The 24,410-nt window shown below is 42.7% G+C and carries 23 protein-coding genes; all 23 read left to right on the top strand.

The features are described 5' to 3' along the window. Positions 1-85 precede the first annotated feature (85 nt). The gene (locus LD028_RS06060) at positions 86-4,378 is read left to right on the top strand and encodes a PolC-type DNA polymerase III (protein ID WP_237810623.1); all 4,293 of its coding nucleotides are present in this window, start codon (positions 86-88) and stop codon (positions 4,376-4,378) included. Positions 4,379-4,526: 148 nt separating this feature from the next. Continuing rightward, positions 4,527-4,997 carry a ribosome maturation factor RimP gene (rimP, locus tag LD028_RS06065; protein ID WP_077429654.1) on the top strand — a complete coding sequence of 157 codons (471 nt, stop codon included), beginning with the start codon at positions 4,527-4,529 and terminating at the stop codon, positions 4,995-4,997. A 27-nt stretch (positions 4,998-5,024) separates the two neighbouring features. Further along, entirely contained in the window at positions 5,025-6,128 is a 1,104-nt protein-coding gene (gene nusA / locus LD028_RS06070) for a transcription termination factor NusA (protein ID WP_077429655.1), read from the top strand. Position 6,129: 1 nt separating this feature from the next. After that, positions 6,130-6,414: an RNase P modulator RnpM gene (gene rnpM / locus LD028_RS06075; protein ID WP_004891012.1), complete on the top strand. Its 285-nt coding sequence runs from the start codon at positions 6,130-6,132 to the stop codon at positions 6,412-6,414. Further along, a complete protein-coding gene (locus LD028_RS06080) occupies positions 6,404-6,703 on the top strand; it encodes a YlxQ family RNA-binding protein (protein WP_077429657.1) in 300 nt (99 codons plus the stop codon). Before rnpM ends, LD028_RS06080 begins: the two co-directional genes overlap by 11 nt. 18 nt (positions 6,704-6,721) lie before the next feature. Beyond that, positions 6,722-8,905 carry a translation initiation factor IF-2 gene (gene infB / locus LD028_RS06085; RefSeq protein WP_237810624.1) on the top strand — a complete coding sequence of 728 codons (2,184 nt, stop codon included), beginning with the start codon at positions 6,722-6,724 and terminating at the stop codon, positions 8,903-8,905. Continuing rightward, on the top strand, positions 8,902-9,180 hold the full coding sequence (locus LD028_RS06090) for a DUF503 domain-containing protein (protein WP_237810625.1): 279 nt from the start codon (positions 8,902-8,904) through the stop codon (positions 9,178-9,180). The genes infB and LD028_RS06090 overlap by 4 nt, the downstream gene beginning before the upstream one ends. Before the next feature lie 14 nt (positions 9,181-9,194). Further along, positions 9,195-9,554 carry a 30S ribosome-binding factor RbfA gene (gene rbfA, locus LD028_RS06095; protein ID WP_003394813.1) on the top strand — a complete coding sequence of 120 codons (360 nt, stop codon included), beginning with the start codon at positions 9,195-9,197 and terminating at the stop codon, positions 9,552-9,554. Positions 9,555-9,601: 47 nt separating this feature from the next. Beyond that, the gene (gene truB, locus LD028_RS06100) at positions 9,602-10,498 is read left to right on the top strand and encodes a tRNA pseudouridine(55) synthase TruB (protein ID WP_237810626.1); all 897 of its coding nucleotides are present in this window, start codon (positions 9,602-9,604) and stop codon (positions 10,496-10,498) included. A gap of 9 nt (positions 10,499-10,507) precedes the next feature. Then, a complete protein-coding gene (ribF, locus tag LD028_RS06105) occupies positions 10,508-11,479 on the top strand; it encodes a bifunctional riboflavin kinase/FAD synthetase (protein WP_237811276.1) in 972 nt (323 codons plus the stop codon). A gap of 82 nt (positions 11,480-11,561) precedes the next feature. Then, a complete protein-coding gene (rpsO, locus tag LD028_RS06110; protein WP_004891005.1) occupies positions 11,562-11,831 on the top strand; it encodes a 30S ribosomal protein S15 in 270 nt (89 codons plus the stop codon). A 109-nt stretch (positions 11,832-11,940) separates the two neighbouring features. Further along, complete coding sequence (pnp, locus tag LD028_RS06115; protein ID WP_077429660.1) at positions 11,941-14,049, top strand: polyribonucleotide nucleotidyltransferase; 2,109 nt, start codon at positions 11,941-11,943, stop codon at positions 14,047-14,049. A 119-nt stretch (positions 14,050-14,168) separates the two neighbouring features. After that, complete coding sequence (locus tag LD028_RS06120) at positions 14,169-15,131, top strand: polysaccharide deacetylase family protein (RefSeq protein WP_237811277.1); 963 nt, start codon at positions 14,169-14,171, stop codon at positions 15,129-15,131. Then, a complete protein-coding gene (locus LD028_RS06125) occupies positions 15,124-16,365 on the top strand; it encodes a M16 family metallopeptidase (protein ID WP_237811278.1) in 1,242 nt (413 codons plus the stop codon). The genes LD028_RS06120 and LD028_RS06125 overlap by 8 nt, the downstream gene beginning before the upstream one ends. A gap of 57 nt (positions 16,366-16,422) precedes the next feature. Then, positions 16,423-16,659, top strand: coding sequence for a YlmC/YmxH family sporulation protein (locus tag LD028_RS06130; RefSeq protein WP_004891000.1), 237 nt, complete (start codon positions 16,423-16,425; stop codon positions 16,657-16,659). 114 nt (positions 16,660-16,773) lie between these two features. Then, on the top strand, positions 16,774-17,676 hold the full coding sequence (gene dpaA / locus LD028_RS06135; protein WP_238799010.1) for a dipicolinic acid synthetase subunit A: 903 nt from the start codon (positions 16,774-16,776) through the stop codon (positions 17,674-17,676). Continuing rightward, entirely contained in the window at positions 17,673-18,266 is a 594-nt protein-coding gene (gene dpaB, locus LD028_RS06140) for a dipicolinate synthase subunit B (RefSeq protein ID WP_004890997.1), read from the top strand. The genes dpaA and dpaB overlap by 4 nt, the downstream gene beginning before the upstream one ends. Positions 18,267-18,371: 105 nt before the next feature. Next, complete coding sequence (gene asd, locus LD028_RS06145) at positions 18,372-19,421, top strand: aspartate-semialdehyde dehydrogenase (RefSeq protein WP_237811279.1); 1,050 nt, start codon at positions 18,372-18,374, stop codon at positions 19,419-19,421. A 22-nt stretch (positions 19,422-19,443) separates the two neighbouring features. Then, positions 19,444-20,673, top strand: coding sequence for an aspartate kinase (gene dapG, locus LD028_RS06150; protein ID WP_077429664.1), 1,230 nt, complete (start codon positions 19,444-19,446; stop codon positions 20,671-20,673). A gap of 12 nt (positions 20,674-20,685) precedes the next feature. Further along, positions 20,686-21,555 (top strand): 4-hydroxy-tetrahydrodipicolinate synthase, encoded by an 870-nt coding sequence (gene dapA, locus LD028_RS06155; RefSeq protein WP_006322288.1) that lies wholly within the window; start codon positions 20,686-20,688, stop codon positions 21,553-21,555. A 102-nt stretch (positions 21,556-21,657) separates the two neighbouring features. Continuing rightward, entirely contained in the window at positions 21,658-23,319 is a 1,662-nt protein-coding gene (locus tag LD028_RS06160; protein ID WP_237811280.1) for a ribonuclease J, read from the top strand. A 110-nt stretch (positions 23,320-23,429) separates the two neighbouring features. Then, entirely contained in the window at positions 23,430-24,143 is a 714-nt protein-coding gene (locus tag LD028_RS06165) for a ClpP family protease (RefSeq protein ID WP_237811281.1), read from the top strand. Next, entirely contained in the window at positions 24,140-24,364 is a 225-nt protein-coding gene (locus tag LD028_RS06170; RefSeq protein WP_004890988.1) for a YlzJ-like family protein, read from the top strand. The genes LD028_RS06165 and LD028_RS06170 overlap by 4 nt, the downstream gene beginning before the upstream one ends. The last annotated feature ends 46 nt before the right edge of the window (positions 24,365-24,410 follow it).

A 24,410-nucleotide genomic window follows, 5' to 3' on the forward strand; every position in this document is an offset into this window, starting at 1 on the left:
CGCGATGAACAAGGAAGGAAACATAGACTTTTATAAGTTTCTTATAAAGTCTTGTAAGTTTTCTGTAACGGTTTAACGAACAACGATGAGAGAAGAACAAAAAGAGCGATTTTCTATTTTACTACAACAACTACAGCTCACTTCTTCGAGTATAGCAAACGACTTAGCACACGGACGGATTAACAAAGTTGTTGTTAATAAACAAACGAAATGTTGGCATTTTTATTTTCAATTTCCTACGATTTTACGAGCGAATGTATATGCCGAGTTTCGTAAACGTTTAATCGAACAATTTCGTCATATCGCTCACGTGCAATGTACCATTGAAGCAGAGGATCAAACGTTTACTGTTGAAGATATTGTGTCGTATTGGCCGCTCTTTGTTGAGACGATTCAACAAAGCTCCCCTCTTTTTTCATTACTTACACAGCAACAACCGGAAGTGAAGGGGACGAAAGTCACTGTGCAAGCGCGCAACGAAGCAGAAGCGATTGCACTAAAAAAAAGATTTGCGCCATTGTTTACTGAGACGTATGTATCGTTTGGCTTTCCTCACTTACAATTAGAAGCGGGCGTGAAACATGATGCGCAACAGTTTGAACAATTTTTAGCTCAAAAACAAAAAGAAGATGAAGAACGAGCGTTAGCCGCATTTATGGAAGCGATGCCGAAACAAGAAGAGACAAATATAACCGAAGCAAGCGGCCCGCTTGTAATTGGCTATCAAATTAAAGATGAAGAACATATTCGTTCGCTCGATCAAATTGTGGAAGAAGAACGTCGTGTCGTCGTACAAGGATACGTCTTTGATGCCGAGGCAAAAGAACTAAAAAGTGGCCGTACGTTATTGACGTTAAAAATGACGGACTATACAAACTCTATTCTTGTGAAAATGTTTTCACGCGATAAAGAAGATGCGGAATTAATGCAACGTGTAAAAAAAGGTATGTGGGTTAAAGTGCGCGGTAGCGTGCAAAACGATACGTTTGTGCGCGATCTTGTGCTCATTGCGAACGACCTAAATGAAATAAAGCCGAACGAGCGACAAGATACAGCCGAGGAAAAACGTGTGGAATTGCACGTCCACACACAAATGAGTCAAATGGATGCGGTCGCTTCGATTACAAAACTCGTTGAACAAGCGAAAAAATGGGGACATGAGGCGATTGCTGTGACGGACCATGCCGTTGTTCAGTCGTTTCCGGAAGCGTATAGTGCGGGAAAAAAATATGGTGTGAAAATTTTATATGGACTAGAGGCTAATATTGTTGATGACGGGGTACCGATCGCTTACAATGAAGCGCATCGACGGCTCATGGACGATACGTTTGTCGTGTTTGACGTGGAAACGACAGGACTGTCGGCCGTATACGATACAATTATTGAATTAGCAGCGGTCAAAGTCAAAAACGGAGAAATTATCGACCGTTTTGAGTCATTTGCTAACCCGCATCATCCGCTTTCTGCGACAACTATTGAATTAACAAAAATTACAGATGATATGTTAAAAGATGCACCAGACGTCGAAGAAGTATTAGAAAAATTTTATCATTGGATCGATGACTGCGTGCTCGTTGCCCATAATGCAACGTTTGATATTGGCTTTTTAAATGCAGGATTTAAGAAAATCAATCGTGGCAAAGTAACTAATCCAGTGATTGACACACTTGAACTTGCTCGTTACTTATATCCAGAGCTAAAAAACCATCGTTTAAACACGCTTTGTAAAAAATTCAATATTGAATTAACCCAACACCATCGTGCCATTTATGACGCAGAAGCGACAGGGTATTTACTCATTCATTTGTTGAAAGAACTTGATGAAAAAGGAATTCAATACATTGATCAATTAAACGAAGCATCAAAAGAACAAGGAGCGTTTCAACGATCTCGGCCGTTTCATGCCACGTTGCTTGTCCAAAATGAAGTGGGGTTAAAAAATTTATTTAAACTCGTATCGCTTTCACATGTGAACTATTTTTATCGTGTTCCCCGTATTCCGCGTTCCGTCTTGCAACAACATCGTGAGGGTATTTTAGTCGGATCAGGATGCGATAAAGGGGAACTATTTGAAGCGATGATGCAAAAAGGGATCGAAGAAGCAGAGGCGATTGCCCCGTTTTATGATTTCCTTGAAGTGCATCCGCCAGAAGTGTACGCTCCGCTTATTGAAATGGAATATGTACGCGACGAAGGAGCCGTAAAAGAAATTATTACAAACATTGTACAACTTGGTGAACGGCTCGGCATCCCAGTTGTTGCGACAGGAAACGTGCATTACATGAACCAAGAAGATAAAATTTATCGCAAAATTTTAATTCATTCACAATCCGGTGGCAATCCGTTAAATCGTCATGAACTGCCAAACGTTCACTTCCGTACAACAAACGAAATGTTAGAAGCATTTTCGTTTCTTGGTGAACAAAAAGCAAAAGAAATTGTCGTTACGAATACAAAAAAAATTGCCGATCTCATTGGGGAAGTAAAACCGATTAAAGATGAGTTGTACACCCCAAAAATTGAAGGAGCGGACGAAGAAATTCGGCGAATGAGTTACGAACGAGCGAAGAGCATTTATGGTGATCCGCTTCCGGACATCGTTGAGAAACGGTTAGAAAAAGAGTTGAAAAGCATTATTGGTCACGGCTTTGCAGTCATTTATTTAATCTCTCATAAACTCGTAAAAAAATCGCTTGATGACGGCTATCTTGTCGGTTCACGTGGTTCAGTTGGCTCATCGTTTGTTGCGACGATGACCGAAATTACAGAGGTGAACCCGCTTCCGCCGCATTACGTTTGCCCGAACTGCAAACACTCTGAGTTTTTCGATGATGGTTCGGTCGGCTCGGGATTTGACTTGCCTGATAAAGACTGTCCAAAATGTGGTGCGCGGTACAATAAAGATGGGCACGACATTCCATTCGAGACGTTTTTAGGATTCAAAGGTGATAAAGTACCGGATATTGACTTGAACTTCTCAGGCGAGTATCAACCGCGAGCGCATAACTATACGAAAGTGCTATTCGGTGAAGATAACGTATATCGTGCTGGAACGATTGGTACAGTTGCTGACAAAACGGCGTACGGATTTGTCAAAGGGTATATAAGCGATAAAAATCTTCATGTACGTGCGGCAGAAATCGATCGTTTAGCTGCTGGATGTACGGGAGTGAAACGAACGACAGGGCAACATCCAGGAGGTATTATCGTCGTTCCAGATTACATGGACATTTATGATTTTACGCCAATTCAATATCCAGCCGACGATACAGAAGCAGAATGGCGGACGACGCACTTTGATTTCCACTCTATTCACGACAATTTATTAAAACTCGATATTCTCGGGCACGATGATCCGACAGTCATTCGGATGTTACAAGATTTGAGTGGAATTGATCCGAAGACGATTCCAACAGATGATCCTGAAGTGATGAAAATTTTTAGTAGCACAGAATCGCTCGGGGTGACACCGGAACAAATTATGTGTAACACAGGAACGCTCGGTATCCCAGAGTTCGGTACGCGCTTCGTTCGTCAAATGTTAGAAGAAACAAAGCCAAAAACGTTTTCCGAGCTTGTGCAAATTTCGGGCTTATCGCACGGGACGGACGTTTGGCTTGGCAACGCGCAAGAGCTTATTCAAAACGGCACATGTACGCTATCAGAAGTGATTGGATGTCGTGACGACATTATGGTGTATTTAATTTATCGCGGTTTAGAACCGTCATTAGCATTTAAAATTATGGAATCCGTTCGTAAAGGAAAAGGATTGACGGCAGAATTTGAAGAAGAAATGCGCAAACATGACGTACCAGAATGGTATATTGAATCATGTAAAAAAATTAAGTATATGTTCCCGAAAGCGCATGCGGCAGCCTACGTTCTCATGGCGGTACGCATTGCGTACTTTAAAGTACATCATCCGCTCCTTTACTATGCATCGTATTTTACCGTACGTGCAGAAGATTTTGATTTAGATGTCATGATTCAAGGATCTGCGGCGATTCGTCGACGCATTGAGGAAATTCAAGCGAAAGGGCTTGATGCGTCAGCGAAAGAAAAGAACTTGCTAACCGTACTTGAAATCGCGCTAGAAATGTGTGAACGGGGTTTTTCGTTTAAACATATTGATTTGTACCGCTCACAAGCAACCGAGTTTATTATTGATGGCAATTCGCTTATTCCGCCGTTTAATGCCATTCCGGGACTTGGGACGAACGTAGCGCATAGCATCGTACGTGCTCGTGAGGAAGGCGAGTTTTTATCGAAAGAAGATTTGCAACAACGCGGCAAAGTATCGAAAACGATTTTAGAATATCTTGAAAGCAGAGGCTGTTTGCAGTCGTTGCCGGATCACAATCAATTATCACTCTTTTAAATGAGTTGCAATTTTTTTGCCAATATGTTATAGTTCTAGTGGAAATGGTAAAGATAATGGACAAAAAGAGTGGGGAAACCCACTCTTTCGTATTGATTCGAGATTCCTTGCTGTTGCAAGGGATTTTCTTGCAGTTAGGAGGACCAATATGAAAAAAGTTACACACATCGTCGAAGAGCTTGTCACCCCGATCGTCACGCATATGGGGTTGGAGCTTGTCGATATTGAATATGTGAAAGAAGGTAAGAATTGGTTTTTGCGTGTGTTTATCGATTCCCCAACGGGAGTTGATATCGATCAATGCGGTGTCGTAAGTGAGCGGTTAAGCGAAAAGCTTGATGAAATCGACCCTATTCCCCACAATTATTTTTTAGAAGTATCATCACCGGGGGCGGAGCGTCCGCTTAAAAAGACGAGAGACTTCGAACGCGCTGTCGGAAAAAACGTTTATGTGAAAACGTATGAACCGATTGACGGTCAAAAAGAGTTCGAAGGGTTGTTGACCGCGTTTGATGGGCAAACCGTGACGGTAGAAGTGAAAGTGAAAACAAAGAAAAAAACAATCACAATTCCATATGAAAAAGTAGCTAGTGCACGGCTAGCTGTCATCTTTTCTTAATTCACATTAGAGGGGGACGACCGGTTCATGAATACAGAGTTGTTAGATGCCTTAACGGCGCTTGAGCGCGATAAAGGTATTAGTAAAGAAGTGTTAATTGAAGCGATAGAGGCGGCGATCGTGTCCGCTTATAAGCGCAATTTTAATCAAGCACAAAACGTTCGCGTTGATTTTAATCAAGAAACGGGAACGATTCGCGTATTTGCACGCAAAGAAGTCGTTGATGAAGTGTACGATTCACGCTTAGAAATTTCCCTTGACGAGGCGAAGCGAATCAATCCGAATTATCAAGTAGGCGATGTCGTTGAAATTGAAGTAACACCGAAAAACTTTGGGCGCATCGCTGCCCAAACAGCGAAACAAGTCGTCACGCAGCGCGTCCGTGAAGCGGAACGAGGCGTCATTTATGCCGAGTTTGTTGATCGTGAAGAAGATATTATGACTGGCATTGTACAACGGACGGACTCAAAATTTATTTACGTCAGCCTTGGCAAAATCGAGGCGTTGCTTCCGGTGAGCGAACAAATGCCGAATGAAACATATAAGCCGCATGATCGCATTAAAGTGTACATTACAAAAGTAGAGAAAACGACAAAAGGACCACAAATTTACGTATCGCGCACACATCCAGGACTACTAAAACGATTGTTTGAATTAGAAGTGCCGGAGATTTATGACGGTACGGTCGAAATTAAGTCTGTTGCACGCGAAGCAGGAGATCGCTCGAAAATTTCCGTTCATTCGGATAACCCAGAAGTCGATCCGGTTGGTGCATGTGTTGGACCAAAGGGACAACGAGTGCAAGCGATTGTAAACGAGTTAAAGGGCGAAAAAATCGATATCGTTCGCTGGTCAGCCGATCCAGTCGAATTTGTAGCCAATGCGTTAAGTCCATCTAAAGTGCTTGACGTCATCGTGAATGAAGAAGAGAAAGCGACGACGGTCATTGTGCCGGATTATCAATTATCGCTTGCGATCGGAAAACGTGGTCAAAATGCTCGTTTAGCGGCAAAATTAACAAATTGGAAAATTGATATTAAAAGTCAATCGGAAGCGGAACAATTAGGTATTTACCCTCGTTCTTCATCATCGTTCGAAGTTGACGAAGAGGAGATTAGTGAGGTGGAATAACATGCCAAAAAAAATTCCGATGCGTAAATGTGTTGTCACAGGGGAAATGAAGCCGAAAAAAGAGCTCATTCGCATCGTTCGTTCGAAAGAAGGCGATGTGTCGATTGATCCGACCGGAAAAAAAGCCGGGCGCGGTGCGTACATTACGTTAAGTAAAGAGTGCATTTTGCTTGCGAAAAAGAAAAATACACTTGCGCATCATTTAAAAGCGACTATTGACGATTCGATTTACGAACAGCTATTACAGCTTGCCGAGAAGGAGAACAGAGAAACAAATGAATCATAAACCATGGGTCTCTTTTCTCGGACTGGCGAATCGGGCGCGCAAAGTCATTTCGGGAGAAGAGCTTGTTGTAAAAGAAATTCAGCGTAAACGCGCGAAGCTTGTCATTTTATCGGAAGATGCGTCAGAAAATACAAGAAAAAAAATTTCCGATAAATGCGCGTTTTATCGCGTTCCGCTTTGTTACGTAGATAATCGCCACGAATTAGGTGGGGCGATTGGAAAAGGAGCACGGGTTGTTGTAGCGATTACAGATGAAGGATTCGCACAAAAGCTGAAAACGATGCTCTAACATTTTGGGGGTGAATGTATGTCAAAAATGCGTGTATACGAATATGCGAAAAAACATAATGTGTCAAGTAAAGATGTCATCCATAAACTGAAAGAAATGAACATCGACGTATCTAATCATATGACGATGATTGAAGCGGACGTTGTTGAAAAATTAGATCGTTCATTTAACAAAGGACAAAAACAAGAACAAAAACAAGAAGCAAAAAAAGAAGAAAAGAAGGCACCTGTGAAAAAGCCTGTTTTAGAACAGTTTGAAGAAGACGAAGATGAGGTCATTCAAACGAAAGTACCGATTAAAAAAGCAGTAGTCAAAAATCGCGAAGGGAAAAAACACGACTTGCAAATCCAACAAAAAGAAAAGAAAATTTTCAATAACAAAAAAAATAAAAAACAAAAACCTCAGCAAGCTCCACAACAAGAAGTGCAAAAGAAAAAAGAAAAAGAGCTTCCGAAAAAAATTACATTTGAAGGCTCATTAACGGTTGCTGAGCTAGCGAAAAAACTAGGTAAAGAGCCTTCTGAAATTATTAAAAAGTTATTTATGCTCGGCATTATTGCAACGATTAACAAAGATTTAGATAAAGATGCGATCGAGTTAATTTGCTCCGATTACGGTGTGGAAGTAGAAGAAAAAGTAACGATTGACGAAACAGAATTTGAGACAATTGAAATTGTCGATAACCCAGAAGATTTAGTCGAACGTCCACCTGTCGTCACGATTATGGGACACGTTGACCACGGCAAAACAACGTTGCTTGACTCGATTCGTCATACGAAAGTGACAGAACAAGAGGCGGGCGGTATTACACAACATATCGGTGCGTACCAAGTCATGGTGAACGGCAAAAAAATTACGTTTTTAGATACACCGGGTCATGAGGCGTTCACAACGATGCGTGCGCGTGGAGCACAAGTAACGGATATCGTCATCCTTGTTGTTGCAGCCGATGATGGTGTAATGCCACAAACTGTTGAAGCGATTAACCATGCGAAGGCGGCAAAAGTTCCAATCATCGTCGCGGTCAATAAAATCGACAAACCAACAGCGAACCCTGATCGCGTCATGCAGGAGTTAATGGAATACGAACTCGTTCCAGAAGAATGGGGCGGAGATACAATTTATTGTAAATTATCGGCGTTAACGGGCGAAGGAATTGACAACTTACTCGAAATGATTTTGCTTGTGAGTGAAATGGAAGAACTAAAAGCAAATCCAAACCGCCGTGCGACAGGAACGGTCATTGAAGCAAAATTAGATAAAGGTCGCGGTCCGGTTGCAACCCTTCTCGTTCAATCGGGTACATTGCGTGTCGGTGATCCAATTGTTGTTGGTTATACGTACGGACGCGTGCGGGCAATGACAAACGATCTTGGTCGTCGCGTGAAAGAGGCAGGTCCATCTACCCCTGTTGAAATTACGGGATTAAACGAAGTACCGCAAGCAGGCGATCGCTTCATGGTATTCGAAGATGAGAAAAAAGCGCGTCAAATTGGCGAAGCGCGTGCGCAAAAACAAATTGCTCAACAACGAAGTGTAAAAGCGCGTGTCAGCCTAGACGACTTGTTTGAAAAAATTAAGCAAGGCGAAATGAAAGAGTTAAACATTATCGTCAAAGCGGATGTACAAGGTTCTGTCGAAGCGCTCGTTGCCGCATTGCAAAAAATCGAAGTCGAAGGTGTGCGAGTGAAAATTATTCACTCTGGTGTTGGGGCAGTAACAGAGTACGACATTATGCTTGCCTCGGCATCGAATGCGATTGTTATCGGCTTTAACGTTCGTCCGGATGCGAACGCCAAACGTGTCGCAGAAGCAGAAAAAGTAGACATTCGTCTCCACCGCATCATTTACAAAGTCATTGAAGAAATTGAAGCGGCGATGAAAGGGATGCTTGATCCGGAGTATGAAGAAAAAGTCATCGGTCAAGCAGAAGTTCGTCAAACATTTAAAGTATCGAAAGTTGGTACAATTGCAGGATGCTATGTAACAGATGGGAAAATTACGCGCGATAGTAGCGTTCGCCTCATTCGTCAAGGCATCGTCGTTTATGAAGGACAAATCGATACGTTAAAACGTTACAAAGACGATGTAAAAGAAGTGGCACAAGGATACGAGTGCGGAATAACGATTAAAAACTTTAACGATATTAAAGAAGGCGACGTTATCGAAGCGTATGTCATGCAAGAAGTGGTACGCAAATGATCGGATACGTCGAATGTGAATGCATCATTTACGACGTCCAATCATTAAAAGAAAAGCGAGCCGTGTTGCAACGCATTATCACACGGCTCAAACAAAAATATAATATATCAGTAGCTGAAGTCGATTATCAAGACGTATGGCAACGAACGAAGCTTGGAATTGTAGCTATTACGGCCGAACGAGCTGCGACGGAACAAGAGCTTCAACGTACGTTGCAATTCATTGATTCGTTTCCAGAAATCGAACGAACAGTTACAACATTCGAGTGGTTTTAATCGAGGTGATGATCATGAGTTTGCGAGCCACACGTGTAGGCGAACAAATGAAAAAAGAGTTAAGTGATATTATCGGTCGCAAACTAAAAGACCCACGCATTGGCTTCGTTACTGTAACAGATGTTCGAGTAACGGGCGATTTGCAACAAGCAAAAGTGTATATTTCGGTTCTTGGAGATGAAGAACAAAAGAAAAATACGCTCAAAGGATTAGCAAAAGCAACTGGATTTATTCGTTCGGAAATCGGTCAGCGTATTCGTTTGCGCAAGACTCCAGAAATTTACTTTGAAATTGATGAAACAATTGATTACGGACAACGCATTGAAAGTTTAATTAAACAAATTTCCGAAGAAAAAGAACATAAAGAAGAATAATGGATAGACATGCGTCTATCCATTTCCGCTATTTTAGAGGTGAAGCGATGGACGGAGTGTTATTGTTACATAAACCTGCGGGCATGACGTCGCACGACTGTGTCATGCGCATTCGTAAGCTATTTCAAACGAAAAAAGTTGGTCATACAGGAACGCTCGATCCTGACGTATGTGGTGTGTTGCCCATTTGCATTGGCAAAGCAACAAAAATTGTTGAGCTATTAACAGCGGAGAAAAAAACGTATGAAGGAGAAGTGACGTTAGGGATAGCAACGACAACAGAAGACGCATCGGGCGATGTTGTTTCAATCAAACCGATAGAGCGGTCGATCGCTCGCCATGAAATTGAACATGTATTGGCTAAGCTGACAGGGGAAATTGAACAAACTCCACCGATGTATTCTGCAGTAAAGGTAAATGGAAAAAAATTGTATGAGTATGCGCGTGCAGGGATTGATGTCGAACGACCGAAACGACATGTGCATATTTACGAGTTGCAACTCCTTGATGACAGGCAAGTATTTGCAGGTGAACGTATATCGTTTCGTTTTCGGGTGACGTGTAGTAAAGGGACATATGTGCGTACACTTGCGGTTCAAATAGGCGAACAACTTGGATACCCAGCGCATATGTCCCGCCTTGTTCGCACAGCGTCCGGATCGTTTACGCTTGATCAATGTGTGACATTTGCTGACATCGAACAACACCTGTCGGCTGGTACTGCACATATGCTACTTTTACCGATTAAACGAGCGTTAGCCCATTTGCCGACATATGTACTGAATGATGAAGAAGAGAGAAAAGTAAAAAACGGAGCGCTTTTGCCAGCCCTGTCTGACATGCCTACGCGTCTATTGATGATAAATAAGCAAGGTGAAGCATTAGCGATTTACATGCCTCATCCGACAAAGCAAGGCTGTATGAAACCTTTAAAAGTATTGTAGGTGAAAACAATGAAAACGATTTGGCTTTCCCATCCGTTAAACGAAAAAAACAATGGTCCGCTTGTCATGGCACTCGGATATTTTGACGGTGTTCATCTTGGGCACCAAAAAGTGATTCAGACAGCGAAGCGAATTGCGGACGATCATCAATATAAAAGTGCGGTTATGACGTTTCATCCGCATCCGTCTGTCGTGCTAGGGCGCTCGAAGCAACATGTTCATTTTATTACGCCATTAAAAGAAAAAGAAAAACAAATAGCTAAACTCGGTATCGATTATTTATACGTCGTTGAATTTACACCAGCATTTGCCCATTTGTTGCCACAACAATTTGTCGATGAATATATCATCGGACTCGGTGTGAAACACGTTGTGGCAGGGTTTGACTTTACGTACGGTCGCTTAGGGAAAGGGACGATGGAAACATTGCCATTTCATTCCCGTCAACAATTTACACAAACGGTTATTCCAAAACAGACGTTTGGCAAAGAGAAAATTAGTTCGACATATATTCGCCAGTGTTTAGCTGAAGGGGACGTTGAGCAACTTCCGCATTTGCTTGGGCGATTATATGAAGTAACAGGCAAGGTTGTTCATGGGGATAAACGCGGGCGTACAATCGGATTTCCAACGGCGAACGTTGCGCTTGACGATGATTACATCATTCCGCGTATCGGGGTATATGCGGTAACGGTCACGATTGACGGTAACACGTGGACGGGAGTATGTAACGTTGGGTATAAGCCGACATTTCATACGGAACAGCCGAAAGAGCCAACGATTGAAGTGCATGTATTCGATTTCTCAGCAGACATTTACGGTGCGAGCGTATCGATCCAATGGCATAAACGATTGCGTGATGAACGAGCGTTTTCTTCTGTTCAAGAGTTGATTGAACAAATTCATCGCGATGCGCAAGCGGCACGCGAATATTTTCAAAACCCCCTTGCATTTTATCGGAAAAACATGTATTCTATTTAATGTATGTTAACCATTGCTGGGCAATACGAGTCACCGCCGTTTGCTCGGTAATTGGGGCTGAAAAAAGAGGAGGTGAACAAGGATGGCATTAACACAAGAGCGTAAAAACGAGATCATCAACCAGTTCAAAATTCACGAAACTGACACAGGTTCTCCTGAAGTACAAGTTGCTATCCTTACAGAGCAAATTAACAACTTGAACGATCATTTACGCGTTCATCGTAAAGACCATCATTCTCGTCGTGGTCTTTTGAAAATGGTTGGTCGTCGTCGTAACTTACTTACGTACTTACGCAACAAAGACATCAACCGTTATCGTGAATTGATCAACAAACTCGGATTACGCCGATAAGTAAAAAGCGGGAGCATTCCCGCTTTTTATTAGTATTTGCACCGATATTTGATTATACTAAAACAAATACGATTTTTCACTTGTACATAGAGAGGGGTACTCGGTTTATATGGAACAAGAAAAACATGTGTTTTCGATCGACTGGGCAGGTCGGCCGCTAACTGTTGAAATTGGCGAATTAGCCAAGCAAGCAAACGGCGCTGTATTAGTGCGTTACGGCGATACGGTCGTATTGAGCACAGCGACAGCATCGAAAGAACCAAAAAGCGTAGATTTTTTTCCGTTAACGGTGAACTATGAAGAACGGTTATACGCTGTCGGTAAAATTCCAGGGGGATTTATTAAGCGCGAGGGGCGTCCGAGTGAAAAAGCGATTTTAGCGAGCCGTCTCATTGACCGTCCGATCCGTCCATTGTTTGCGGAAGGATTTCGAAACGAAGTGCAAGTTGTCAGCATGGTCATGAGCGTTGATCAAGACTGCTCACCGGAAATGGCAGCCATGTTTGGGTCTTCCCTTGCGTTAACGATTTCCGATATTCCGTTTGAAGGACCGATTGCAGGAGTGACAGTTGGTCGCGTAAATGGGCAGTTTGTCATCAACCCGTCTATCGCACAAATGGAACAAAGTGATATGCATCTCATTGTTGCAGGAACAAAAGACGCAATTAACATGGTCGAAGCAGGAGCCAATGAAGTACCAGAGGAAGTTATGCTTGAAGCGATCATGTTTGGCCATGAAGAAATTAAGCGTCTTATCGCCTTTCAAGAAGATATCGCGGCAAAAGTCGGCAAAGAGAAAATGGAAGTTGTCCTCTATGAACTTGACGCTCAGCTAGAAGCAGAGATTCGTGCGCGCGTGGAAGGGGAAGTGAAACGAGCTGTTCAAGTACCTGAGAAATTGGCGCGTGAGGCAGCGATTGAACAATTAAAAGCGGAAGTTGTTGCTGCGTACGAAGACCAAGAAGCGGACGAAGAAACGATTAAACAAGTAAAAGAAATTTTACATAAACTTGTGAAAGAAGAAGTGCGTCGCTTAATTACAGAAGAAAAAGTGCGCCCGGATGGACGAAAAGTCGATGAAATTCGCCCGCTTTCATCAGCTATTGGACTTTTGCCACGTACGCACGGATCTGGTTTGTTTACGCGGGGGCAGACGCAAGCACTTAGTGTATGTACGCTCGGAGCACTTGGTGATGTGCAAATTTTAGATGGACTTGGCATTGAAGAAACGAAGCGGTTTATGCATCATTACAACTTCCCGCCATTCTCCGTTGGAGAAACAGGAGCGATGCGTGGACCAGGCCGTCGTGAAATCGGGCATGGTGCGCTTGGTGAGCGTGCACTTGAGCCAGTCATCCCATCTGAAAAAGAGTTCCCATATACGATTCGTCTCGTGTCTGAAGTGTTAGAATCAAACGGTTCCACGTCTCAAGCAAGCATTTGTGCAAGTACGCTTGCCATGATGGATGCGGGAGTGCCGATTAAAGCACCTGTTGCAGGTATTGCGATGGGGCTTGTGAAAAGCGGTGAACATTATACGATTTTAACAGATATTCAAGGTATGGAAGACCATCTTGGTGACATGGACTTTAAAGTGGCCGGTACAGAAAAAGGGGTCACCGCCTTGCAAATGGATATTAAAATTAAAGGATTGTCTCGTGAAATTTTAGAAGAAGCGTTGCAACAAGCGCGCAAAGGTCGTCTCGAAATTTTAAAACATATGATGCAAACGATTAGCGAACCGCGTAAAGAGCTATCGCCGTATGCACCGAAAATTTTAACGATGCAAATTAATCCTGATAAAATTCGTGATGTGATCGGTCCAAGCGGAAAGCAAATTAACAAAATTATTGAAGAAACAGGCGTAAAAATTGATATCGAACAAGATGGAACGATCTTCATTTCATCAGTAAATGAAGAAATGAACAAAAAAGCGAAAAAGATCATTGAAGATATCGTTCGTGAAGTGGAAGTTGGACAAGTATATTTAGGCAAAGTGAAACGGATTGAAAAATTTGGAGCGTTTGTCGAATTGTTTAGTGGAAAAGATGGTCTTGTACACATTTCAGAATTAGCGGAGGAACGCGTCGGAAAGGTAGAAGATGTTGTTTCCATCGGCGATGAAATTTTAGTGAAAGTAACAGAAATTGATAAACAAGGTCGCGTAAACTTGTCGCGCAAGGCCGTATTACGCGATCAAAAAGAAGCCGAGCAATAAAATTGGAGCCTTGGGTTCGCATCCCCTTGGCTTCTTTGCTGTGTGTAAAATTTTTTCATGCCCGTTCTACCTTGTCCTTCTTACACATACCCTCTTTATTAGAAAAGGAGGGACGAAGCGTGCGGCGAGCGTTTTTCTTAACGATGATCATATGTATGGCGGCTATGATTGTACAAAACCCATGGACGACAACGTACATCCATGAGTTACGGCATGTGACGGTGGCAAAACAAAGCGATCCGCTATATATTCAAATTACGGAGCGAGCAAAGCAGTATAATATTCCTGCGCAAAATGCGAAAATAGATGCTGTATGGAAAGCCATTCCTGGATATAATGGGCTAGTCGTAGATGTTGAGGCATCATATAAGCAAATGAAGCAAAATGGGACATTTTCTGAACAACAGCTTGTATATAAACAAGTATCGCCGTCTATTCACTTATCTGATTTGCCCCCATCGCCTATTTATCGGGGACATCCAGACAAACCGATGGTCTCTTTTTTAATTAATGTTGCATGGGGAAGCGAACATATCCCAAGTATGTTACATATTCTTGAAAAATACAACGTACGTGCAACGTTTTTTTTAGAAGGGCGTTGGGTAAAAGAAAATCCACAACTAGCGAAAATGATTGCAGATGCCGGGCATGAAATTGGCAATCATTCATACAACCATCCCGATATGAAAACGATGAGTAAACAAGCCATTCGGGAACAAATTGTCAAAACAAATGATGCAATTGAGGCAGCAACAGGAATAAAACCTCGTCTATTTGCTCCGCCAAGCGGCAGCTATCGAGATGATGTCGTATACATCGCTCATGAGCTTGGGATGTACACGATTTTATGGACGGTCGATACAATTGATTGGCAAAAACCATCGCCTTCTGTTATAGTGGAACGAGTAACATCAAAAGTGAACAACGGGGCGATGATTTTAATGCATCCAACTGTATCAACAGTAAAAGCGTTACAACCGTTAATTCAATCATTACAAAAACAAGAATATGTTATCGACGATGTGTCCACATTATTAAATGAGGAAAGAATTGTAAAAAGTAGGAGGAAGGGACTTGATTAAAACATATACGTGTCAAAACGGGGTAAGAGTTGTACTCGAACACATTCCAACGGTTCGATCCGTGGCGATCGGCATTTGGATCGGCACCGGATCACGCAATGAAAATGAACAAAACAACGGCATTTCACACTTTCTTGAACATATGTTTTTTAAAGGAACGAAAACGCGCACAGCGCGCGATATTGCGGAATCGTTCGATCGCATTGGCGGTCAAGTCAATGCGTTTACGTCAAAAGAGTACACGTGCTATTATGCCAAAGTGTTAGATACACATGCGTCATTTGCTTTAGACATACTAGCCGATATGTTCTTCCATTCGACGTTTGTAGACGAAGAATTACAAAAAGAAAAAAATGTTGTATTCGAAGAAATTAAAATGTATGAAGATACGCCAGATGATCTCGTTCATGATCTATTAAGTAAGGCAAGTTACGGCAACCACCCGCTCGGTTATCCGATCTTAGGAACAGAACAAACGTTGGCGGCGTTCACGGGTGATACGTTGCGCCAATACATGTACGAGACGTATACGCCAGATCGGGTCGTCATTTCGATCGCAGGGAATGTCGATGAGTCGTTTATTCAACAAGTAGAAGCTTACTTCGGTTCGTTTACGAGACAAAAAGGGAACGACGTGTATGTAGCACCATCGTTTTACCCGAATAAAATCGCGCGCAAAAAAGAGACAGAGCAAGCGCACGTATGCATTGGATTTAATGGGTTACCAATTGGTCATGAAGATGTTTATAGCTTAATTATTTTAAACAACATTTTAGGCGGAAGCATGAGCAGTCGTCTTTTCCAAGAAGTACGCGAACAACGTGGATTAGCTTATTCCATTTTCTCATACCATTCCGCATATCGCGACGGAGGGATGGTAACAATTTATGGTGGGACAGGCAGCCAACAACTTGATCTTTTATTCGATACGATTCAACAAACAATTGAACAATTGAAACAAGATGGCATTACTGAAAAAGAGTTAGAAAATAGTAAAGAGCAAATGAAAGGGAACTTAATGTTAAGTTTAGAAAGTACGAACAGTCGTATGAGTCGAAATGGAAAAAATGAACTGTTACTCGGCCGTCACCGCTCGCTTGACGAAATTATTGAAAGCATTGATCGCGTAACAAAAGAAAGCGTTGACCGCATGGCGCAAACGATTTTTACAGACGACTTCTCCGTTGCGCTTATTAGCCCGGAAGGAACATTGCCAAAAAGCCTGCAACAATAAACTTGCAGGCATTTTTTTTGCCCTTTTTTCTACAATGATAAAGAAAGGGGGCATCATATGCGATTAAGTGAATTAAGCGGAAAAGAAATTGTTGATATGAAGCGAGCAGAGCGGCTCGGTATTTTAGGACAGACTGATTTAGAAATTAATGAACGAACAGGTCAAATTCAAGCACTTTTAATTCCAACAACAAAATGGTTTGGCTTTCGGAAAGATGGAACAGATATACGCGTACCATGGAGCCGTGTAAAAAAGATCGGCTCAGATATGATTTTAATTGATGTCGATGACTAGACACCTCAAGGGGTGTCTTTTTTCATTTTCCGCTCACCGTTTGATGACTGACATCATAAGATGTGAAAGTAACGATGGGCAAAAAACTAGATGTATAAGAGGGTGAATGAACTCATGCTGACAGGAATGCACGTTGCGATCATCGGTGGGGACGCTCGGCAGCTTGAAGTCATTCGGAAATTGATGGAACTTGACGCAAAATTGTCGCTCGTTGGCTTCGATCAATTAGACCATGGCTTTGCTGGAGTAACGAAAATGAAAATTCACGAAGTCGATTTTCACGAAGTAGACGCCATTATTTTACCTGTTCACGGAACGAGCATGGACGGTGAAATTCAAACGGTATTTTCAAACGAAAAAATGACGTTTACTGAAGAATTGCTTCGTCAAACCCCGGCGCATTGCACCGTTTATTCAGGAATTACAAATGACTATTTAGACCACGTCGTCAAATCTGTTGGTCGAAAACATGTGCAACTATTTGAGCGAGACGATGTCGCCATTTATAACTCGATTCCAACGGCAGAAGGAACGGTCATGATGGTCATTCAACATACAGATGTGACGATTCATGGATCACGCGTTGCTGTTTTAGGTTTGGGACGTGTAGGGATGACGGTCGCTCGAACGTTTGCAGCTTTAGGCGCAAAAGTAAAAGTGGGAGCCCGCCGCTCCGAACATTTAGCGCGCATTGCAGAGATGGCGTTAGAGCCATTTCATTTAAACGATTTAGAACAACACGTGAAAGATATTGACGTTTGTATTAATACGATCCCATATCCTGTTGTAACCGCAAGCGTCATTGCGAAAATGCCTGCTCATACGCTTATTGTTGACTTGGCATCAAAACCTGGTGGCACGGATTTTCGATATGCGGAAAAGCGCGGCATTCAAGCGCTATTAGCCCCGGGACTTCCCGGCATTGTCGCGCCAAAAACAGCGGGGCAAATTGTCGCAAATGTATTGGCGCAACTTCTTTCTGCAGATTTGAAAAAACGAAAGGAGAATAAAAAATGAACGTACAAGGAAAGCGCATTGGTTTTGGTTTAACAGGCTCTCATTGCACATATGATGCGGTAATGCCGGAAATTGAAAAATTAATTGCGAAAGGGGCAGACGTCATCCCGATCGTTTCGTATACGGTGCAATCGACAAATACCCGATTCGGCAAAGGAGAAGAATGGGTGAAAAAGCTTGAAGAGATGACAGGTCATCAAGTCATTGATACAATTGTAAAAGCGGAACCGTTAGGACCGAAATTACCGCTTGATTGCATGGTTATTGCGCCACTAACCGGAAATTCGATGAGCAAATTAGCGAACGCGCTGACGGATTCGCCTGTATTAATGGCTGCAAAAGCAACGATGCGCAATCATCGTCCCGTTGTTGTTGGCATTTCGACAAACGATGCGCTCGGTTTAAACGGTGTCAATTTAATGCGATTAATGGCAGCAAAAAATATTTACTTCATCCCATTTGGGCAAGATGATCCGTTCAAAAAACCGAATTCGATGGTTGCTCATATGCCATTGCTGCTTGATACGGTAGAAGCGGCGCTCGAAGGTCGGCAAATTCAACCAGTCATCGTTGAATATCGTCGCTCATAAATAAACAGTTGAAAGAAAATTTATAAAAAACGTCTCTCCTTTACGAATGAATGTGCTAAAATAAATGATATTAAAATTGCCTATGAGTTGGAAGGAGAAGAAGAGATGGAGCAAAAAGGATTACATGTCGCCGTCGTTGGTGCGACAGGAGCTGTCGGACAACAAATGATTCAAACGTTAGAAAAAAGAAATTTCCCAATTGCAAAACTATCTTTACTTTCATCGGAGCGTTCAGCTGGAAAAAAAGTCGTGTTTAAAGGTGAAGAAATTGAAGTGCAAGCAGCAAAACCGGAAAGTTTTGAAGGTGTGCATATCGCGCTATTTAGCGCAGGCGGATCTGTATCAAAGCAACTTGCTCCCGAGGCGGTGAAACGCGGAGCGGTCGTTGTTGATAATACGAGTGCATTTCGCATGGACGAAAACGTACCGCTTGTCGTCCCTGAAGTAAACGAAGCAGATTTACATTGGCATAACGGAATTATCGCAAATCCAAACTGCTCAACGATCCAAATGGTTGTGGCGCTCGAACCGATTCGTCAAGCGTTCGGATTAAAGCGCGTCATCGTCTCGACATATCAAGCGGTGTCAGGCGCAGGAGCACAAGCGGTAGAAGAGTTAAAAACGCAAACAGCGCACATGTTAAACGGCGAAGAAGTGACGCCGGAAATTTTACCGGTAAAATCGGATCGCAAACATTATCCGATTGCGTTTAACGCCATTCCACAGATTGATAAGTTTCAAGACAATGGATTTACATTTGAAGAAATGAAAATGATTAACGAAACGAAAAAAATTATGCATATGCCTGAATTGGAAGTAGCGGCAACATGCGTGCGCATTCCGGTGATGGTAGGGCATTCGGAATCTGTTTACATTGAAGTAGAAAAAGAGGGAGTAACGGTCGCGCAAATCCAGTCGCTCCTAAAAGAGGCACCGGGCGTCGTCTTACAAGACGATCCAAGCGAGCAGCTTTATCCGATGCCGCTATATGCAACAGGACAAAATGACGTATTCGTTGGTCGCATTCGCAAAGATTTACATCGCGACACAGGATTCCATTTATGGATCGTTTCTGATAACTTGTTAAAGGGAGCGGCATGGAACTCTGTTCAAATTGCTGAAAGTCTTTTAAAATTAGGGCTTGTGAAAGCGTAAAATCGGCATCGAGGTGTTGACGTTGAAAATTATCGTTCAAAAGTTTGGCGGTACGTCCGTTCGTGATGAACACGGTCGAAATTTAGCGCGCAAACATATTGAAAAAGCGTTAGAAGACGGATATAAAGTTATTGTTGTCGTTTCAGCGATGGGGCGAAAAGGGGATCCGTATGCAACGGATACGCTCCTTAGCCTTATTGACGGAGCCAATGCACATGTAACAAACCGTGAAAAAGATTTGTTGATGGCGTGCGGGGAAATTATTTCAAGCGTCGTTTTTACAAACATGTTAAATAAACATGGTATCAAAGCGACAGCCTTTACCGGAGCACAAGCAGGCTTTCGCACGAACAATGATCATACGAACGCGAAAATTATCGATATGCGGTGCGAACGGTTGTTGCGTACCCTAAAAGAGCATGATGTTGTCGTTGTCGCAGGCTTTCAAGGTGCGGCTGAAAACGGAGATGTGACAACGATCGGGCGCGGCGGAAGCGACACGTCAGCTGCTGCGCTTGGGGCTGCACTCGGTGCAGAATGGATTGACATTTTCACTGACGTCGAAGGTGTAATGACGGCGGATCCACGCATCGTAGAAAATGCGCGACCGCTTGATGTTGTAACATATACAGAAATTTGCAATATGGCATATCAAGGGGCAAAAGTCATCCATCCGCGTGCGGTCGAAATCGCGATGCAAGCGAAAGTGCCTCTGCGCATTCGCTCGACGTATTCTGATTCACCGGGAACGCTCGTTACATCGATTGGAAAAAAAGGAAGCGATGTAAAAGAACGATTAGTGACAGGAATTGCCCACGTTTCAAACATTACGCAAATTAAAGTGCCAGCAAAAGAGGGACATTACGATTTACAAGCAGAAGTATTTAAAGCGATGGCGAATGAAGGAATTAGCGTTGACTTCATTAACATATCACCGAACGGGGTCGTATATACCGTATCGAGCGACGTGGCAGATCGAGCGATTACGACGTTGCAAAAGCTTGGCTATGAGCCAACCGTCACGCGCGGTTGCGCGAAAGTATCGACTGTCGGAGCGGGTATTGCTGGCGTTCCGGGGGTAACAGCGAAAATTGTGACAGCACTATCTGAACGAGGCATTCAAATTTTGCAGTCGGCTGATAGCCATACAACCATTTGGGTACTTGTGAAAGAGGAGCATTTAAAAGAAGCGGTAAATGCATTGCATGATGCATTTCAACTTGCGGAACAAAAACAATATGATTTTAGTTAGGAGTGAAACATTGTGGTTCAATTTGGTCAAATTGCCACAGCGATGGTCACCCCATTTGACAATAAAGGGAACATCGATTTTGCGAAAACAACGCAATTAGTGAACTATTTAATTGAAAACGGTACAGATTCACTCGTTGTTGCTGGAACAACTGGAGAATCTCCAACGTTAACGACAGAAGAAAAGTTGGCGCTTTTCCGTCACGTTGTCGACGTTGTTGATGGACGTGTCCCTGTTATTGCTGGAACAGGAAGCAACAATACGCGTGCATCGATTGAACTAACGAAAAAGGCAGAACAAATCGGTGTCGATGCGGTGATGATCGTCGCACCGTATTACAACAAACCGAACCAAGAAGGAATTTACCAACATTATAAAGCGATTGCTGAAAGCACGTCGTTGCCTGTCATGGTGTACAACATTCCAGGGCGAGCTGTCGTCAATATTTCCGTTGAAACAATCGTTCGCCTCTCCGAAATTCCAAACATTGTAGCTGTCAAAGATGCAAGCGGAAATTTAGATGCGATGACGGAAATTATAGCAAAAACGCGCGATGATTTTATGCTATATAGCGGAGATGACGGATTGACACTTCCTGTATTAGCTATTGGTGGAAAAGGTGTCGTTTCCGTTGCCTCGCATATTATCGGCAACGAAATGAAAGAAATGATAGAAGCTTTCATGAGCGGAGACAATAAAAAAGCGGCAACGATACACCAACAACTATTGCCGATCATGAAAGCGCTATTTGCTGCTCCAAGCCCAGTGCCAGTAAAAACGGCTTTACAGTTGAAGGGATTAGATGTTGGTTCTGTTCGACTACCACTTGTACCGTTGACGGAACAAGAACGTTTGCAACTCATGCACGTGCTACAACGTTAAAAGAAAGGGAATTCATCCCTTTCTTTTTTATTGTTGAATCAGTTATAATGGATGTAAGTGACTTTGAGCGGGTAAGTTTGGTTGACTGTAGGAGGATTTAAGATGAAACAAGCAGAGAAAATTCGTGTGTTTGCTCTCGGCGGCGTGGGAGAGGTAGGCAAAAACATGTATGTCGTCGAGGTGGACGAAGATATTTTTGTCCTTGATGCAGGACTTATGTTTCCAGAGGACGAGATGTTCGGCATTGATATGGTTATTCCTGATATTTCGTATTTAGTGGAACAACAAGAACGTATTCGTGGCATTTTTTTAACACACGGTCATGACGATCATATTGGCGCAATTGCATACGTGTTGCGGAAAATTACTGTACCTGTGTACGGGGCAAAATTGACGCTTGCGCTCATGGAAGAAAAATTGAAAGAACAAGGGATTACATCGAAAGCGAAGCGCATCGAAATACATGCTGACAGCGAAATTGTATTTGAAAAAGCGATCGTGTCGTTTTTCCAAACGAACCATAGCATCCCGGATTGCCTTGGTGTAAGCATTCAAACGTCGCAAGGCGCCATTGTATATACGAGTGATTTTAAATTTGATCAAACACCTGTTGGCATATGTCGCACCGATTTTGGTAAAATGGCGAAAATCGGAGCGCAAGGAGTGCTTTGTTTACTATCCGATAGTACAAACGCAGAAAAACCGGGATATACTGGTTCTGAAGCGATTGTTGGTCAAGAAATTTCCGATGTTATTTACAATGCCGATGGGCGTGTGATTGTCGCTTGCTTTGCCTCGAACATTACACGCATTCAACAAGTGCTAAACGCTGCTCGTGATCATCGACGGAAAGTTGTCATTATGAGCCGTCATATGCATAAAGTCATCGATATCGCGGTGCGCCTCGGGTACTTGAAATTAGATGAAAACATGATCATTCCGATGAGTGAAGTGGATCGTTGCCACGATCGTGATTTAGTCATTTTAACGACAGGCAATCAAGGAGAACCGATGGCGGCGTTAGCACGCATGGCGAAACAGGCACACAAATACATCAATATTAAAGAAGGAGACACAGTTATTGTCGCTTCTTCTCCGATGCCAGGGCATGAGTTATTTATTGCTCGCACAATTGATGCTCTATATCGTGCAGGAGCGAATGTCGTGTACGGACAACGTCAAGTCCATGTGTCTGGGCACGGGTATCAGGAAGAATTAAAGCTTATGTTAAATTTTATGAAACCAAAATATTTTATCCCGGTACACGGAGAGTTTCGTATGCAAAAGGCGCACGGAAAAATCGCCCAAGCTGTAGGTATTCGTCAAGATGCGATCTTTTTGATTGAAAAAGGAGAAGTGATCGAGTTCCGTAACGGTCACGCGCGTTTTGGTGGAAAAGTGCCGAGCGGTCAAATTTTAATTGATGGGTTAGGCATTGGAGACGTAGGAAATATTGTGTTGCGTGATCGTCGCTTACTGTCACAAGATGGAATTATGATCGTTGTTGTGACGTTAAGTAAACAAGAGAAGCGCGTCGTTGCTGGGCCAGAAATGATTTCACGCGGATTTGTATATGTGCGTGAATCCGAAACACTTTTCGAAGAATCGATAAAAATTGTGAAAGAGATTGTGGAAAAAAGTATGGAAGATTACGTCATTGAATGGTCTTCACTAAAAACAAACATTCGTGATGCACTTAGCCAATATTTATTTGAAAAGACAAAACGGAAACCGATGATTTTACCGATTATTATGGAAGTATAAAACAACATGCTCAAAGTCAAGAAAACACCTGCGACGCGCAGGTGTTTTTTGTATGAACATGTCGATGTTCACGCATACTAACGACATCATGTAATGGAAAGGGGATTGTTATGGAAGAACGGGATATATCTCAAGAGGAAACGAAGCCTTCTCCAGCCGAAAATATTGTACAGCTCGGTCAAACGAATATTCCACAACTTCCTTCAGATTCAACGATCCATTGTTTAACGATTGTTGGACAAATTGAAGGGCATATTCAATTACCGCCACAAAACAAAACGACGAAATATGAACATCTTATTCCACAAATTGTAGCGATTGAGCAAAATCCGAATATTGAAGGTTTGCTCGTCGTATTAAATACAGTAGGCGGTGATGTGGAAGCAGGGTTAGCCATTGCAGAAATGTTAGCCTCGATGTCCAAACCAACTGTTTCGATTGTGCTCGGCGGAGGCCATTCGATCGGTGTGCCGATTGCGGTGTCGTGCGACTATTCGTTTATCGCAGAAACGGCAACGATGACGATTCACCCGATTCGCCTCACAGGTCTTGTTATTGGTGTGCCACAAACGTTTGAGTACTTAGATAAAATGCAAGAGCGCGTCGTCAATTTTGTTGTTAAACATTCAAACATTAGTGAAGAAAAATTTAAAGAACTTATGTTTTCGAAAGGCAATTTAACGCGCGATATCGGAACGAATGTGGTGGGAACAGATGCTGTGAAGTACGGTTTAATTGATGAAGTCGGGGGACTGTCACAAGCGATGCACAAATTGCGCGAACTCATTGACCATTCACATCAGCAAGGAGCGATGTTACAATGATTTTACATACGATCGTTCCAGAGTTTATCGTTTTTCAAACGAACGAGGCGGAGTATAAAAAGCAACGCACCGTTCAATATAACGGAGTGACGTTACTTGTGCAACAAACAGAAATGAACGAGTATGAAATTGTGCGTGTATTAAGTAGCGATCCACAACATTATTTAACGTATGAACCGGGCACAAAACTTTATGCGACATCACTACAATTTATGGTATAATAAGAACAAGCAGCCACGCTTCTCTGTTGGCTGCTTTTTCATCTTA

This window comes from Anoxybacillus sp. LAT27 (genome assembly GCF_022030075.1).
Taxonomy (GTDB): domain Bacteria; phylum Bacillota; class Bacilli; order Bacillales; family Anoxybacillaceae; genus Anoxybacillus; species Anoxybacillus kestanbolensis.

Excerpts from the sequence above, each read along its gene's own strand:
- LD028_RS06060 (WP_237810623.1), top strand. The coding sequence starts at position 86 with ATGAGAGAAGAACAAAAAGAGCGATTTTCTATTTTACTACAACAACTA.
- rimP (WP_077429654.1), top strand. The coding sequence starts at position 4,527 with ATGAAAAAAGTTACACACATCGTCGAAGAGCTTGTCACCCCGATCGTC.
- nusA (WP_077429655.1), top strand. The coding sequence starts at position 5,025 with ATGAATACAGAGTTGTTAGATGCCTTAACGGCGCTTGAGCGCGATAAA.
- rnpM (WP_004891012.1), top strand. The coding sequence starts at position 6,130 with ATGCCAAAAAAAATTCCGATGCGTAAATGTGTTGTCACAGGGGAAATG.
- LD028_RS06080 (WP_077429657.1), top strand. The coding sequence starts at position 6,404 with ATGAATCATAAACCATGGGTCTCTTTTCTCGGACTGGCGAATCGGGCG.
- infB (WP_237810624.1), top strand. The coding sequence starts at position 6,722 with ATGTCAAAAATGCGTGTATACGAATATGCGAAAAAACATAATGTGTCA.
- LD028_RS06090 (WP_237810625.1), top strand. The coding sequence starts at position 8,902 with ATGATCGGATACGTCGAATGTGAATGCATCATTTACGACGTCCAATCA.
- rbfA (WP_003394813.1), top strand. The coding sequence starts at position 9,195 with ATGAGTTTGCGAGCCACACGTGTAGGCGAACAAATGAAAAAAGAGTTA.
- truB (WP_237810626.1), top strand. The coding sequence starts at position 9,602 with ATGGACGGAGTGTTATTGTTACATAAACCTGCGGGCATGACGTCGCAC.
- ribF (WP_237811276.1), top strand. The coding sequence starts at position 10,508 with ATGAAAACGATTTGGCTTTCCCATCCGTTAAACGAAAAAAACAATGGT.
- rpsO (WP_004891005.1), top strand. The coding sequence starts at position 11,562 with ATGGCATTAACACAAGAGCGTAAAAACGAGATCATCAACCAGTTCAAA.
- pnp (WP_077429660.1), top strand. The coding sequence starts at position 11,941 with ATGGAACAAGAAAAACATGTGTTTTCGATCGACTGGGCAGGTCGGCCG.
- LD028_RS06130 (WP_004891000.1), top strand. The coding sequence starts at position 16,423 with ATGCGATTAAGTGAATTAAGCGGAAAAGAAATTGTTGATATGAAGCGA.
- dpaA (WP_238799010.1), top strand. The coding sequence starts at position 16,774 with ATGCTGACAGGAATGCACGTTGCGATCATCGGTGGGGACGCTCGGCAG.
- dpaB (WP_004890997.1), top strand. The coding sequence starts at position 17,673 with ATGAACGTACAAGGAAAGCGCATTGGTTTTGGTTTAACAGGCTCTCAT.
- asd (WP_237811279.1), top strand. The coding sequence starts at position 18,372 with ATGGAGCAAAAAGGATTACATGTCGCCGTCGTTGGTGCGACAGGAGCT.
- LD028_RS06160 (WP_237811280.1), top strand. The coding sequence starts at position 21,658 with ATGAAACAAGCAGAGAAAATTCGTGTGTTTGCTCTCGGCGGCGTGGGA.
- LD028_RS06165 (WP_237811281.1), top strand. The coding sequence starts at position 23,430 with ATGGAAGAACGGGATATATCTCAAGAGGAAACGAAGCCTTCTCCAGCC.
- LD028_RS06170 (WP_004890988.1), top strand. The coding sequence starts at position 24,140 with ATGATTTTACATACGATCGTTCCAGAGTTTATCGTTTTTCAAACGAAC.